The sequence below is a fragment of the Methanosarcina barkeri MS genome (genome assembly GCF_000970025.1).
In the GTDB taxonomy this organism is placed as follows: Archaea; Halobacteriota; Methanosarcinia; order Methanosarcinales; family Methanosarcinaceae; genus Methanosarcina; species Methanosarcina barkeri.
In genome coordinates this window covers 3,139,112-3,153,581 of record NZ_CP009528.1, presented here as the reverse complement: position 1 = coordinate 3,153,581, position 14,470 = coordinate 3,139,112, and the positions used below count along the sequence as shown (strand labels likewise).

The 14,470-nt window shown below is 38.7% G+C and carries 12 protein-coding genes and 1 pseudogene; 6 read left to right on the top strand and 7 right to left on the bottom strand.

All coding sequences use genetic code 11. The features are described from left to right. The first annotated feature begins 74 nt into the window (after nucleotides 1–74). A complete protein-coding gene (locus MSBRM_RS12620) occupies nucleotides 75–446 on the top strand; it encodes an STAS-like domain-containing protein (protein WP_048120847.1) in 372 nt (123 codons plus the stop codon). After that, a complete protein-coding gene (locus MSBRM_RS12615; protein WP_048120846.1) occupies nucleotides 439–1,089 on the top strand; it encodes a type II toxin-antitoxin system VapC family toxin in 651 nt (216 codons plus the stop codon). Before MSBRM_RS12620 ends, MSBRM_RS12615 begins: the two co-directional genes overlap by 8 nt. Nucleotides 1,090–1,104: 15 nt before the next feature. On the opposite strand, the pseudogene MSBRM_RS19660 reads toward MSBRM_RS12615, so the two are convergent. Together MSBRM_RS19660 and MSBRM_RS12610 are read right to left on the bottom strand one after the other, a co-directional pair. After that, nucleotides 1,105–1,236 (bottom strand): annotated as a pseudogene (locus MSBRM_RS19660) (type II toxin-antitoxin system HicB family antitoxin); the annotation flags it as partial. 156 nt (nucleotides 1,237–1,392) lie between these two features. After that, nucleotides 1,393–1,656: a hypothetical protein gene (locus MSBRM_RS12610; protein ID WP_048120844.1), complete on the bottom strand. Its 264-nt coding sequence runs from the start codon at nucleotides 1,654–1,656 to the stop codon at nucleotides 1,393–1,395. A gap of 288 nt (nucleotides 1,657–1,944) precedes the next feature. Between MSBRM_RS12610 and MSBRM_RS12605 the strand changes: the two genes are divergently transcribed. Continuing rightward, nucleotides 1,945–2,244 (top strand): hypothetical protein, encoded by a 300-nt coding sequence (locus MSBRM_RS12605; protein ID WP_048120842.1) that lies wholly within the window; start codon nucleotides 1,945–1,947, stop codon nucleotides 2,242–2,244. Nucleotides 2,245–2,729: 485 nt separating this feature from the next. Here MSBRM_RS12605 and MSBRM_RS12600 read toward each other — a convergent pair whose 3' ends face one another. Both MSBRM_RS12600 and MSBRM_RS12595 read right to left on the bottom strand, forming a co-directional pair. Further along, nucleotides 2,730–4,523, bottom strand: a complete 1,794-nt coding sequence (locus MSBRM_RS12600; RefSeq protein WP_048155890.1) for a GmrSD restriction endonuclease domain-containing protein — start codon at nucleotides 4,521–4,523, stop codon at nucleotides 2,730–2,732. 191 nt (nucleotides 4,524–4,714) lie between these two features. After that, complete coding sequence (locus MSBRM_RS12595; RefSeq protein ID WP_052712890.1) at nucleotides 4,715–7,612, bottom strand: type I restriction endonuclease subunit R; 2,898 nt, start codon at nucleotides 7,610–7,612, stop codon at nucleotides 4,715–4,717. A 204-nt stretch (nucleotides 7,613–7,816) separates the two neighbouring features. On the opposite strand from MSBRM_RS12595, the gene MSBRM_RS12590 reads away from it, so the two are divergent. The 3 genes from MSBRM_RS12590 (at nucleotide 7,817) to MSBRM_RS12580 (ending at nucleotide 10,220) form a co-directional block, all read left to right on the top strand. Continuing rightward, nucleotides 7,817–8,698 carry a hypothetical protein gene (locus MSBRM_RS12590; protein WP_048120836.1) on the top strand — a complete coding sequence of 294 codons (882 nt, stop codon included), beginning with the start codon at nucleotides 7,817–7,819 and terminating at the stop codon, nucleotides 8,696–8,698. A gap of 117 nt (nucleotides 8,699–8,815) precedes the next feature. Next, a complete protein-coding gene (locus tag MSBRM_RS12585; RefSeq protein ID WP_052712889.1) occupies nucleotides 8,816–9,238 on the top strand; it encodes a hypothetical protein in 423 nt (140 codons plus the stop codon). Continuing rightward, complete coding sequence (locus MSBRM_RS12580; protein WP_141706409.1) at nucleotides 9,192–10,220, top strand: hypothetical protein; 1,029 nt, start codon at nucleotides 9,192–9,194, stop codon at nucleotides 10,218–10,220. The genes MSBRM_RS12585 and MSBRM_RS12580 overlap by 47 nt, the downstream gene beginning before the upstream one ends. Nucleotides 10,221–10,224: 4 nt before the next feature. On the opposite strand, the gene MSBRM_RS12575 is transcribed toward MSBRM_RS12580, so the two are convergent. The 3 genes from MSBRM_RS12575 to MSBRM_RS12565 are packed head-to-tail and all read right to left on the bottom strand — an operon-like array spanning nucleotide 10,225 to nucleotide 14,439. Continuing rightward, nucleotides 10,225–11,466 carry a restriction endonuclease subunit S gene (locus MSBRM_RS12575; RefSeq protein WP_048120832.1) on the bottom strand — a complete coding sequence of 414 codons (1,242 nt, stop codon included), beginning with the start codon at nucleotides 11,464–11,466 and terminating at the stop codon, nucleotides 10,225–10,227. Beyond that, on the bottom strand, nucleotides 11,456–12,958 hold the full coding sequence (locus tag MSBRM_RS12570; protein ID WP_048120831.1) for a type I restriction-modification system subunit M: 1,503 nt from the start codon (nucleotides 12,956–12,958) through the stop codon (nucleotides 11,456–11,458). Before MSBRM_RS12570 ends, MSBRM_RS12575 begins: the two co-directional genes overlap by 11 nt. Next, nucleotides 12,955–14,439, bottom strand: coding sequence for a type I restriction-modification system subunit M (locus MSBRM_RS12565; RefSeq protein WP_048120830.1), 1,485 nt, complete (start codon nucleotides 14,437–14,439; stop codon nucleotides 12,955–12,957). Before MSBRM_RS12565 ends, MSBRM_RS12570 begins: the two co-directional genes overlap by 4 nt. Nucleotides 14,440–14,470: the final 31 nt, after the last annotated feature.

Below are 14,470 nucleotides of genomic sequence, written 5' to 3'. Positions count from 1 at the left end.
GCACAAGCTGTGTCTTTCAAGAGTGAAACATGGGTCATACCCTGATCTTTTTAAATCATTGTGAGTATAAGCATATGGGGATACTTACGGAAGAAAGAGTAAAGATCAATGTTTTTGAAACTGCCGGGGAAAACTGCTGCGTTGCTGCTTGTGACGGTCAGAAAGTTTATGATATTATTACGGCTGCACTCTGTGAAAATAAGAAAATCGAGCTATCTTTTGCAGAAGTGAATGAGCTTACACCTGCCTTTTTGAATTCGGCAATAGGACAGCTTTACGGCTGTTTTCCTGCAGAGCAGATTGAGAGCAACCTCTTATTCACGGATATCTCCGAAGAAGATGAGATCATCCTTAAGAGAGTAATCGAGCGGGTGAAAACCTATTTTGAACATGCATATACCTGCAGAAAGGCGCTGAAAGATGTGCTTGGAGGAGAAGATGCGTAAGAGCGTTCATCAAGCAACCGTTTTTCCGGTGAGGCGCCGCCCAAGACTTCGCGCCGGAGGGCCAAGACCCATAAAACCTGCTCCTGTAACGGTGCATTCCATAGAGATGTATGATTTTCCAGAAGGCAAAAGCTACTTCTTTGATACCAACATCTGGCTGTACATCTACGGCCCAATCGGCTGGCCTGACCAGCGGTCGGATGCCTATTCAAAGGCTTTGAAAGAAATAATTAATTCCGACGGCACGATCTATATAAACTGCATGATAATTTCAGAATTCATAAACACCTTCGCCAGAATCGAGTTTAAGCAGCAGACTGAGTTTACAAGGTTCAAGGAATTTCGAAACTCTCTGGCATTTCGGGCAATCGCCCAGGATATAGCCTATAACGTAAGAAAAATTCTTAAAAATACCCTCGCCTGCGATCCCGAAATGGAAGCTATAGATCTTCCTGAAGTCATGGACATGTTCGAGCAGGGTAAATACGATTTCAACGATCTTCTCTTTGCCCAGATATGCCGAGCAAAAAATATGGTTTTCGTAACCCATGACAAGGATTTCAGTGAACTTGGAGTTGAAATTCTAACTGCAAATGAGAGGGTGGTAGATGTGGGGAGAGAAGGAAAAGAAGGAAGAGAATGACCGGTTTTTAGCTTCTTATTTTTCAGGCTCAATCTCAAGATAGAGTTCAGTTGATTCTTTTATTCTTCTGTTTAATTTGTCAATGGTCTCTGCCTGCGTGTGACATCCAGGAAGTTCAGGTATCGAAGCTACGTAAATGCCGTCTTCGTCCTGTTCAAATGTCGATTTTCAAATCAATTTTAAAAATGTGTTCCGGAGTGAATTGTTTTTTATCATTAAGGATGATCCCTCTTTTATAAAACTGAAAGTCAGGGAATACGACAAAATAAACCACTGCTCCCAATTTCAAAAAATATCCTGGAATTAATCTCTTACTTGAATATTTCTTGAATCTGCTTGCCTGATAAATGATTTTGTGCCAGCCCAAATCCAGGCCACCGTTCCCGTCGGGAAAGTTTTTCCCTCCAAAAAATAAATACAACTTTCTGAAAATATTGGGTGATACAGATCTTCCAGCCCTTTATATTTAAAAATTTTCACGATTTCCTGTGTCTTTTTATCCTTGAAGTATACATCAAAAATGGGTCCTTTGATTTCTCTGAGACCGATATAACACTTGTTTTCCAAACTGATCCTGCCTATTATCTGATTGAAAATCCCTAAAAACCATGAATGCTCTATATTTCCAAAATCATAAAATCTTCAAACAGGGTCCCTAAATAGATAATTCTTAATAGAACAGGGAATAACTGAGATTTTTTCCTCACGACAAATTTATCATTTATGCAAATAAAAATACTATTGAATTCCATTGTACTGGTTGAAAAAGCCGGCTTGACGGCTGCCAGAAAAAGGTTACTGAAAAATTAATAGCAGTGCTCTTATAATCAGATTTACCGAACCGGGGAGAAGATAATGCCTACAAAAGAAGAGCTAGACAGCCAGATTATGGACCTCTGGGATGAGATCTTTGATCTTGACGACAAAAGTAAGGAAGAATTAGAGGCTAAGTATGCAGAATGGCGGGAAGTAGAACCGCGACTGGACGAAGGAGTAGATGAACTCGTAATACATATTGAGTCAATGAAAGGAATCAGTGAAGAAAGCCTGCTTATCTACAAAGAGGTTAAAAAAATCAAAGTCAGGTACAAGCAGCAGAAGGATGAGATACAGGCAAAAATAGATGCGCTGAATAAGGAAAAAGAAAAGATATAAAGATGTCACTGTTTGATTTTTCAGGAAAAAGCCGAAAATTAAGATACCTTCAATACATTTCATAATTCTTTTGTTCTTGTTTTTTCATGCAAGGCTGCTACTGGTAAGTTATTCAAAAGTAAATTTCTTGAGAAATATATTTTCCGCGCATACTGCTCCCCTCTTCCACACCTACCGTTTTTAGTTTTTGATCCTTCACCAAACCGATCCGCGACAGAATCTCTAGATCGTGAAATCCTCAAACCGGACCCCTGAATGCAAAATTTTTGATAGCGACCGGGAATTCCTAAGATACTTGTTAAAAGCTGAAGAGGGGGTTCTGGAATTTACTGGGAATATCTCTTGAGGAACTGGGTGGTGTGAAGGAGGTCGTTTGAACTTGCCGGGATCATGGAGTCTGAGGATGTTCTAAGGGTGCTGGAGAGGAATAGAGAGAAAAGAGTTCTCTGTTGAAAAGGAAAAAAGAGGATTTCATAAATAATTTGTTATTCTTCTTCCCTATGAATAACAGGCTTTCCCATTGCTTTTTCTATTCTTTTAAGAATTGCTTTTTTACGAGTTTCAAAGAATTTATTGAAATCATCATTCCTGATAAGTGAAGGTTCTATTACATGACTTGAAAGTATTTCATTCATCCTGAATTCATCGATTCCTGCAGTTTTTTGAATCTTTTCTACGTAGAAACTCGGTGCACTGCCACCTATTATACGGTTGGTTTTTGCAGAAAGGGGCGTTTTGTTGATAATGCTGTTGTACTCATCTTGGCTAATTCCATGGTTTTTACACCAATCTTGAGGAAAGATATGATGAATATCGATATTGTCCTCATAGTATGTCTGGATATCAATTGGCTCACCGGTTCTGAAGTCTATCCCTCCATCCCTCATGAGAAGCGCATAAATTCCTTTGTATGCTGCACTATTACGGGTTCGAAGTGTGTTAAGGCGTTCCGGGTCAAAGCTTGCTTCCTTTACAGTTGAAGGTTCTGGACCTCCATTGATCCAATCGAGAAGTTCAAGTAAGTCTTTTGCAAAACGGGTCTCTATGGCACTTCCATATAATTCTCCCAGCACACCGCACCAGTACCACTGGAATATTTTCTTTCTAACTCCGTCTGTATCGGCTTCGTCTCCAAGTACTGCAAGGGTTGCGGCTAGCGGAGTTATCTGAGTTCTATAGGGAATATCTCTAGGTGTGAATACATTTTGAATATTGAGAAGTTTTGCAGCCTTTTCAAAACCTTTGGCAACTTTATCGGCATTTTCTGTGTATTCTTCCAGTTTCATTTTGAGAATATCTTTACGCTTACAGCTGACAGCAGGGGCTTTTTCTTCAGCTTCTCCTTCCTCAAGTTTTTTTATCCTCTTTTTTAAAGTGGCTAGAAGACATACGGCTTGAAGGAAGTCTGTATTTTCTATACCTTGCAGTACACTAAATTTCTTTAAATGACTATTACGGATTCTCTCCCAGTCTTCTCTAAGATTAAAATTATCCGCAGCAAAGGTTGCTGTAAGAAGTTCAAATACAGTAAGCGTTACACCGCCAGTATTGACCTTTTCAAAAACGAGGCATACAGCTTCTTTTGGTGTACTATTGTTCATCATTATAAGGGGGATCTGATATTCCACAAAGCGGCTTATTACTTCCTTTTCAAATTCGCTAAACATCATTATCTTGTTTTTTCCGTATTCTCTGTTCCACCAGTACTCCTGATACGCCATCCGCCAGTTAGAGCTGTCCAGAATCTGATTAAGTGGAAATAGACCTGCTTCAAACTCATTTTCAGGTGTGGAGTAATCCTCGATAGATTCCCCCCTGAAGTTTCTGACAATTCTATCTTCAGCGATGCTCCTGATACAATCTTCTCTATCCACGTATGGATTAAGGGATCTTTCAATATCGATGTAATAGTGCCTTTTAATCGGTTTTTTCCTTATATCTTCAGTATCAACCGCTTTTTTTCTCAAAATAGACTGGTAGAGTGCAGTTAATCTTTGCTGTCCATCAAGAATCAGCTGACTCGGTTCTGGTTGTGGATCAAGTATCAGACCTTCGATGAGTCTTGGCTTAAAACGAACCTCATCGTTCCCAGTTTGAAGCATCATTACAGCTCCGATCGGAAAAGAAAGGGAAACACTCGCGAGCAAGCTTTTTATGCGTTCATCGTCCCAGACCCAGCCACGCTGAAAGTCAGGAAGTTGAACTTTTCCGATTGTGATGTCTTTCAGTATATCTTTCATGAACGACTTTGTGCTGTCAAAAGTTGTAATCGCACTCATTTTTTACCCTTCGGTTATTTCAGGATCTGTCTATCTACTAATGGGAAAAATTTAAAAACCTTCCTAAAACGTTTAAATCGAATAAATAGGAAATTAAGGAACAGTGAAGAATGAGTACATCTGTTCCTTCGATAGATAATAAATTATTAAAGAATTAACTACTGACCAAAAGTGAATAAGTGAACAGAAAATTAATAATGTTCCCTTATATATTCATAAGCTTTATCGAAAAGCTCCTGATCTTTGTGAAGCTTGTATTTCAACAATGTTTTGCGCAGAGCTTTCTTTATCTCTTTTTCACCCGTATCAGTCCACTGCCAGCCGTCAAATCTGGTATATTTTACAACGCTATCGATGTCGTTTACTATTTTTTCTACTATTACTGGGGTTTGCTCGATTTTACATTCCATAAATAATTGAGTAAGAGCTTCCTTTGTATTGTCAACAGGTTCAGCAGGAGTTTCTCTTTCAAGTATGACAGTTTCCTTTGCAATCTCAAGAAGTCCTTTTAAGAATTCAATGCTATTGATTGTATTTTTATAATGTTTGTTTTTTAGCTCTTCAAGTTTTTTACCCAGCTCTTCAAACCGTGGATCGTTTGCATTCTTGTGTAGCTTCCACTCAATTTTTATTTCAATATTTTTAGCTCTCTTGGATGCTTCTTTTTCTGAGATTTTCTCAAGGATATCTGCATCCATTATAAGCGTTTCAAGATCATCTCGAATTATTTGAACGGTGGTGTTCTCATGTATAAGATCAAGAGTTTTAGGACCAAGTACATACCATACAAGTTTCCCATTGCTGTCTGTTGGTCTTATAGATTGATATACCTGAGTGAGCCATTTGTAATCGGTTTCATACGGATTTAAAAATGAGTCTGGAGAGAGAGCTTCCCAGTGTCTCGCAAGATATGAATAATCTGCTGCAAATTGATCCCTTCGTTCATTTGTGAGCAGACATTCCTGGGCGGGAAGTAACCCCTCGTATCCTTCAAGACTCCGGTCAATTCCTTCAAAATAAGCTAAGCATGTTTCAAGGGCAAGCGGGAATTCGTCTTTTAATTTGTTAAGATTAGATATTACGTTCTGTATCTCTTTAATATCAAAGTTGAGAGCATTTGCAACATTATCAAAGATCCCTAAATAATCAACTACAAGCCCATGATCTTTGTTTTTATACGGACGGTTTACCCGGCAAATTGCCTGAAGAAGAGTATGGTCTTTCATGGGTTTGTCAAGATACATAACCTCATTAATTGGAGCATCGAAACCTGTTAAGAGTTTAGAGGTTACAATCAGGAGTTTGAGAGGGTCAGACGGGTCTCTGAAACGATCCAGCAGTTTTGCGAGTTCATCATCAGTTAGTGAGTATTTATCTTTCCAGTCTTCCGGGTCTTTTTGTCCTAGAGTCATAACAACAGCAGACTCCTCTGGACTCAGGTATTTATTAATTTCCTGTTTGTAGAGATGACATGCCTCTCTATCGAAAGTGACGATTTGACCTTTAAAATTACTTGGTTCTATATGTTCTTTATAGTGATCCACAATGTTTTTACAGACCTTTCTTATCCGATCTGGAGACTTTACAAGTACACCGAATTTTGCGGCACGTTTTGATAGCTGGATTTTATCATCTTCTTCCAGCTGGTCAATCATCTCATGGAAGGCTTCATCAATAGCTTTCTGGTTGATATGGAGTTCTACGGGTCTTGGTACAAAATAGATTGGAAGGGTTGCTTTATCTTTCAGTGACTGCTCAAAACCGTATTTATTCATGTACCCGTTTTTATCTTCTTCAGCCCCAAAAGCCCAGAAAGTATTTCGATCTCTTGTGTTTATCGGAGTGCCGGTAAGCCCGAAAAGAAACGCATTTGGCAGGGCTTCTCTCATCTTCTTTCCCAGATCGCCTTCCTGAGTCCTATGGGCTTCGTCAACCAGCACAATGATATTATCCCTTTCATTTAAAATGCCGTCTGCCTCTGCGAATTTATGAATTGTAGTAATGATTATCTTTCGTGTATCCTGCTCAAGTAAGCGTTTCAACTCTTCTCTTGATTCCGTTGTTACTGTATTTGGAATATTTGCAGCATTGAATGTACCGGTAATCTGGGAGTTCAGGTCAATTCGATCCACAACAATGATAACAGTAGGACTTTTAAGTTCTGGATTCTGCCGAAGCTGCAGAGCTGCATAGACCATCAGTAGAGACTTTCCAGATCCCTGAAAATGCCAGATAAGCCCTTTTTTGATCCGACCTTCAATTACCCTTTTTATTATCTGCTTTGTTGCTTCATACTGCTGGTACCGGCAGAGAACTTTGATTTTCTGGCTGTTCTGGTCCGTGCTGAATATTGTAAAATTCTTCGTAATATCAAGCACAGTTTCCGGACTTAACATCAGGTTTACAGCATGTTTTACTTCTTCCAGTTGCTCAAAAGTAGTATCCGTAGTTTTTCTCCAGGGCTGCCACTTTTCGATCGGAAGCTTGACCGACCCTACACGATAATTTTTCCCTTCGCTTGCAAAACAGAAAACGCTTGGCACAAATAATTCCGGAACGGATTTCTGATACTCATCAAGCTGAATAGCTCCATCAAGCCAGGATATTGAAGGTCTCACCGGACTTTTTGCTTCCCCAATGACCAGAGGAATCCCGTTTACCAGTAGTACAAGGTCTGGTCTTCTGTTCAGGTTTCTTTTCGGTGTGAAACTGTACTGAGTGGTAACTATGAATTCATTGTTTTCCGGCTTCTCGTAATCAATCAATTTTATAGAAACGTGTTCCCCTCTCTCTCCAAAAGGCATGGTTTTTTCATTTTTGAGCCACCGGGAAAATTCTTCATTGGCTTTTACAAGCCCTAAGCCTCTGACAGAAATGAGAATAGCTCTTAATTTATAGATGATTTCATCTGCACGGTTTGGGTTTTCTGCAACGAGAGGGTTCAATCTGACCAGTGCATTTACAAGATTTTCTTCTACAAGAATATCTGATTCTGCCCTGTTGAGTTCACTTCTTGGGACAAATCTCCATCCAATATTCTTCAATAGATCCCGAATAAAATTTTCAACTGAATTTTCCTCGTTGAACACCAGAAACCCATTCCTTTTAATTAAATCTTGAGTAAAACTATTGTAACATATTTTTGATTACCTCTAATTAACTTTTACTAAATATAATAGAATATTTTTGTATTAATTATATGTTTGAAGACCTAAACTCCATTTGTAGTGAATGATATTTACCCCCTGCAAACTTACAAAAAAATTAATACTTGTTGAGTGATATCTGTAAATATGACAATTCCATCTGATTTTGAAAAGCTTGTTAATAGAGTTGAAGAGACCTGGGACAAACCTGGAATGATAACAGACGATGATTCTCTCTGGTACAACTTCTGTATAGCTGCGCTTCTTGGTGGAAACCTGACTGATGCAGAAGTAAATTATGAATTCAATATTCTCAATAAATATAGGCTCCTTGACCGAGAAAAGCTGGATTACGGCTGGATCATGACAGCAAAGACTCATTTGTTGGCTGAAAAAGAGGCTGTAGAAGAGCCAAACAAAAGAGGGAAGATTGCCGCTATCAATAAACTGGATGCTGGAATCACAGATATTGAAATTATCCTAAAGTCTGCAGATTCTGTTTTTAACTCTATAAAATTAAATGCCGAATACATTCAAAGTATATCTGAAGATTTAGATCAACAGAAAAACCTGCTTGTAGAAGTTGCTTCTTCAAATGAGGCTTACAAGATCATAGGACTAAAATCAGCATGGCACAAAAATAAGATTTATGGAATAGCTTATACCAAAGCTTTGATCTGGCTTCATAATTGTGGAATTTGCCTCGACCTGATTCCAAATAACAATCATTCAATTAAGTTTCTGGAAGAATGTAAAGTACACACAACTAATGACTTTTTCGTTGTTAATACGCACTTTTCCTCGATTTGTGAATTGATAAAAGCAGATATTTATTTTGCAGGGATTGCTCTCTGGTATTATGAAGCAACCAGAAGTCTGGTTCCAAGTAACTTTAGAAATCAGTATTCTCCAAAAAAGTTGATCAAAATAATGGATAAAAATAATCTGGATTTAAATGACATTTCGGATATGATTGCAGACATAGAGCGTGTTGAAGAACTTAAATCCCTCTTGAAATCAAAATCTTGAAATAAACGACAAATACTAATAGTGCATATAGGTAATAGTGCTTCAGTATTAAGCACTACAACGCTACAGATTTAATTAAAAATTATACAAAAAATGCGGTTGTTACAAGGGGATTGTATGCCAGAAGAGGACAAATCCAGTTCCAGAAAAGCTTTCATTCTTGAACTTCTCTCAGGACTGGGTAAAATAGAAGGCAGAACCAAATTACAAAAAATAGTATTTTTAGGACAAATGGAGCTTGGGCTCCCTGAATTTTTCAAATTCGATAAATATCACTACGGGCCTTATTCCTGGGATCTTACTGAAACCATTGAAGATTTGATTGCAACCGGCTACATCAAAGAAGAAAAAGAGCACTGCGGAGATTTTGTCACATATGTCTACAAGCTTTCGGATTTTGCCCAATCCGAAATTAAACTTCCATCCGAATATATCCCTGGAGATAAAATAGAGACCCTGAAAAAACTTTCTGAACTTCCCAGGAGTGCAATAATTGAATACGTCTACAGGAAATACCTCCCAGAAAGACTTAATGCATAACGGTTTTCCTTTAGTTATCAAACCTCTTGATTACGTGGAATCTGAAGAAATTAAGAAACTAATCTTTGCTTTTGAAGACGACAGGACTCTACGTAACTTTTTTATAAAACAAACTTTTTCAGGCCTATCTTCAAAAGACGATTCCCAAGAAATAAGCAAAGAAAACAACACTTACCAGTACTTTTTTGACTTCATCCGGGAATCCCGCCTACTTCCCAAAGCAATGCCCGGAAAATCAACCTCAAAATACTATACCTATATTTCCAACCTGTCCAATATCGCAGATCAATTATTCTCCAATACAATAAACAGATCTCTTGCTCATGTTTGTGAAAAAGCCGAAAAAATAGGGATAATAACTCCTGACATTTACATTGACTCGGTACAACACAAAGGAAAGGAATTCGATAAAGTCACTTTCGCAGATGAAGAATCTAATTCTGAAGACTTTCCCCTTTGCACTCCCGAAAAGTTTTGTTTCTACAAAATCTCAGAAGCCCTTTATGAAATCTGGATAAAACCAGAATATACCGGCTTGTTTCTTGAAGTCTGGGTTTACCATACCTTAAAAGAACATTTCAAATCAAATGAAGATATTGAGATCTTTCACAGTGTACAGGTATACAACAAAGGAGCGAGAGAACAACCCGAAACAATTGAAGCCTTAATCGAAAGCAACTCTTCGAAATCTGAAATCTCGGAAGTTACTGAACTTGATGTCCTTATCACAAAGAACGATAAACCTGTTTGTATCATAGAATGCAAAAACACCGAAGCGAAGATGTATGATGTCATGAAACTCTATGGTGTAACCCAATTACTAAAAATAGATAATGGAATTATGGTGACTAATAAGTTCCATGAGTCTAAAGGTATAACTAATTTTGAGAACCTTCATATTGTTTCTGATGCGATCAATAATCTGGATTTTCCTAAAAATGTTGTTGAAATGGTGGAGGAAATTATAGGGCACTCCCCCTGAATTTTCATGAAATGATTACTGGAATACACTTAAGCATTAGATTCCCTGAGAGCATTTCATTTAATATTTTCTTTTTGAGGTGACCAAGATTACTTAAACTTAAATGATATGTTTCTATTATACTGTCTATATTCTCAAAAATACTAACTATCTTTTTTTGTTCTTCTAAAGAGCTAGGCAACGCAATTTTTGTTTTTTTAACTATATCAGTATTTAAATTTCCTTGAGTTCCAACTTGTCTTTTATTCTCAAATTCTTTTTCACTCTTTAGTAATACATAAAACAAAAAGTCATTGATAATTCCTTTCTTTATATCAGAAAATAGAACGAATCCATCATGTATACAGGCATCCATATCAACAATTACAGGCTTACCTATTGTAGCACATATGCTCATTATCAGATCCCCTCTATGCACTGGTACACTTTTAGAAACTCCTAACTCCGAGAGATATTGAGATGTTTTATTGATATATTTATATGTGGAGGTAACATCTGCAATCCTGATCCAACCAGTCCCTTCTGAATCAAAATATCTAGAATCGTTAATTGGACGTGGTGATGCTCCTCTCCTCACATTTGATATATTCCCTAATCTCACAACTTCCCATTCCTCCGGAATCCTCCCCAGTTCACTATCTTTAAATCGGGTATGCCCAATTCCTTTTGTCAGCAGTTCATTAAGAAGCCCCTGTTTGAGTGTTTCAGTTGTTTCTATGAGTTTTTCGGTTTTCTGGATGTTATCTTCGATGGACCAGAGAAGTCCAGAGATCTTCTTTTGTTCTTCGATGCTTGGAAGCCAGAATTCCTGTGCGGCAAGGTTTTTCCATTTTATTGTTGGGGACATTGATCCTTCGGAAATTGAGTGTGCAGTCTTCCAGAAGATACTTGATTGCATGAAACAAGGTAAAAAGTCAGGGTAGATTTTATCTCCCGTTGGGCGAAGAACCATTGAGTGAGCTGAAACTACAGCGTCTCGGTCGCTTACTGCAACTTTTCTCAAATATGCACGGCGTTTTCCGAAAATGATGTCTCCTTTTTTACAGAGGAATTTTGTTGCGTCAACATCTTCCGTTGAACCAAATCTCTTGATTCTTATACAGTCAGTGTCCAGATGCTCCAGGCCAATGTAGTCTTTGAGTCCTGATTCGATAGGTTTTTCTATCCTATCTGTAACAATTGTGGCAATTTCATCAAATCTTACTTTTTGCCAGTTTGGAGGAACGTTTTTCAGGTTACTGGTCATTTAATCCTACCTCTGATAAGATTGAAAATATCTCTTCATTTGCTTCTTTTATTCTCTGGCTGCTTTCTGTCCATTCCTGAATCAGTACTTCTAACGGTTCTTTTACTTCTCCAAGATCGTACTTCTCGACATAGAGAGGTACGTTGAGATTGTAGTCGTTTTCTTTCACTTCTTTTATCGTGGCAACGTAAGATTTTCTGGAGACATTCTCATAGTTTATGTACAGGTCAAAGAGGGTCTGGATGTTTTCGTCTGACAAAAATGCTTGTTGCTTTTCTTGTATAACTTCTTCAAAACCGTTTATAAACATGATTTTTCCTTTTCTTTCGGCTGGTTTGCTTTTTCTGCAAATGACAATACAGGCTTCCATTGGAGAATTGTAGAATAAATTTGGTCCCAGGCCTATCACGCAATCCACATAATCGTCCTCAATCAATTTTGCCCTCATACTCTGTTCAGAATCCCTGAATAGAACTCCATGAGGCCAGAGAATTGCACATCTGCCAGTATCTTCTTTCATTGAACATATAATATGCTGGAAAAAAGCGTAATCGGCACAGCTCTGAGGAGGAGTTCCGTATATATTTCTGCCCCAGGGGTCTTTTGTCCAGCCGCTATGGTTCCATTTTTTGATTGAATAAGGAGGATTTGCAATTACAATGTCGAATTGCTGAACCCTATCGTTTTTGATGAAGGCTGGGTCTTCAAGAGTGTCACCTCTTATGATCTGGAAATCGCCGACATCGTGGATGAACATATTCATGCGAGCAATAGCTGAAGTTATAAGGTTAATTTCCTGGCCGTAGAGTTTGATATTGCGGTATTCTTCACCTCTTTCTTTCACCAGAAGGAGGGAGTTCAGAAGCATTCCGCCAGAGCCGCAGGTCGGGTCGTAAATAGATTCTCCTGATTTAGGGTCCATAATTAAAGCCATCAGACGGACAACTGTTCTGTTGGTATAAAATTCGGCTGCGGTGTGGCCACTATCATCCGCGAATTTTTTAATAAGATACTCATAGGCATTCCCAAACTGGTCCTGAGGAACGTTTTTTATAGTGAGACTCAGGCTTGAAAAGTGTTCTAGCAGATCTATGAGGGTTTTATCGCTCAAACGGTCTTTATTTGTCCAGTTTCCGTCCCCGAAGATGCCCTCAAGTTTGTCAGGGTTGGCTTTTTCGATTTCACGCATTGCATCTCGGATCGCTTTTCCTACATCAGTGGTGATTTCCCTTACATCTTTCCAGTGTGAGCCGTCTGGAACTATGAAACGGTGATTTTCTGCAAACTGGGCGTATTCAAGGTCTCCGTCAGATTCCCTGAGAGCTTCTTCGAATTCTTCCTCGTATACATCGGAAATTCGTTTGAAAAACATCAGGGGAAAAATGATATTTTTGTATTCTCCAGGGTCAACGCCTCCCCTGAGAAGAGTAGCTGCACCCCACAGGTACTGCTCAAGTTCCTGCTGGCTTACGTGAGAATTATCTGAGTTCATAGAACATTCACTTCTTTAAGTAACCGCTTCATTTTTTCTTCGGACTCCAGAAAAGCTTTGTAATCCTTTTTTAGCTGTTCAAGGGTGACTTTCAGGTCAATCTTTTCTACTTCATGGATTTTTTTGACATAGAGTGGAATATTAAGGTTGAATTCGTTTTTCTGAATTTCTGAAAGCTCAACTACCTGAGATATATTTTCAATATCTCCATAATTCTCATACCACTTAAGTACGGTTTCCGCATTCTCTGGCAGGAAAATGTTCTGGCTTCTGCCTTTCTGGTACTGTTCAGATGCATCGATGAAAAGTACCCTGTTCTTTCTTTCATTGGTTTTCTTTGAGCGGAAAACGAGAATACAGGCACTAATTCCGGTTCCGTAAAACAGGTTTGGACCAAGCCCGATAACAGCCTCCAGCAGGTCCATTTCAATCAGTGCTTTTCTGATTTTTCCTTCGGCTCCCTGCCTGAAGAGAGCCCCATGAGGCAGCACAATTGCCATTCTTCCGGTTTCAGGATCCATTGAAGCAATCATGTGCTGGACCCAGGCATAGTCTCCGTTACTTTTGGGTGGAGTGCCTACAATATTTCTGCCGTATGGATCTTGCGACCAGTTTTCATACCCCCACTTTTTCAGTGAAAATGGAGGATTTGCAATTACGATATCAAATTGAGCAAGCCTATCACCCTCAAGAAAAGCAGGCTCTCTTAATGTATCGCCTCGAATTATCTGGAAGCTCTGTACTGCATGGATAAATAAATTGATTCTTGAAATTGAAGAGGTTGTCAGGTTTTTTTCCTGGCCGTACAGTTTTAGTGTTCTTGCATCTCCTCCATTACTTTTAACATAATGATAGGACTCGAGAAGCATACCGCCTGAACCGCATGCAGGATCGTAAATTGTTTCTCCCTCCTGGGGTTTCAGAATACTGCCCATTAAATGGACTATCGGCCTTGGTGTATAGAACTCGCCTGCTTTTCTGTTCGTAAGGTCTGCAAATTTTTTAATAAGGTATTCATAAGCTTGGCCAAGCATGTCAGGTTCTACATTGGATTTTGAAAGTACGAGAGAGTTAAAGTGTTGGATAAGGTTAATCAAGAGCTCATCGGATAATCTGTCTTTGTTTGTCCAGTTCACATCTCCAAATATGCCGTAAAGCTGATCAGGATTTGATTTTTCGATTTCTCTGAAGGCGTATTGAAGAGCTTGACCAACATTCTGGGTTGTTTCCAGGATATCTTTCCAGTGAGCTTTTTCAGGGATGTTGAAGTCGTGAAATTCGCTTAATCCAGCGTATTCTTCGTCACCTTCTGATTCTTCAAGAGCTTCTTTATATTCTTCATCATAAACATCAGAGATTCTTTTGAAAAAAAGTACGGGAAATATATATGATTTAAAATCAGAAGCATCGACAGGGCCTCGCAATATATTGGCGGCACCCCAGAGTGACTGCTCTAATTCTGAAAGGGTCATTTTGTTCATTTTTCTAATTCTCCGCATTTCAAACGTCAGT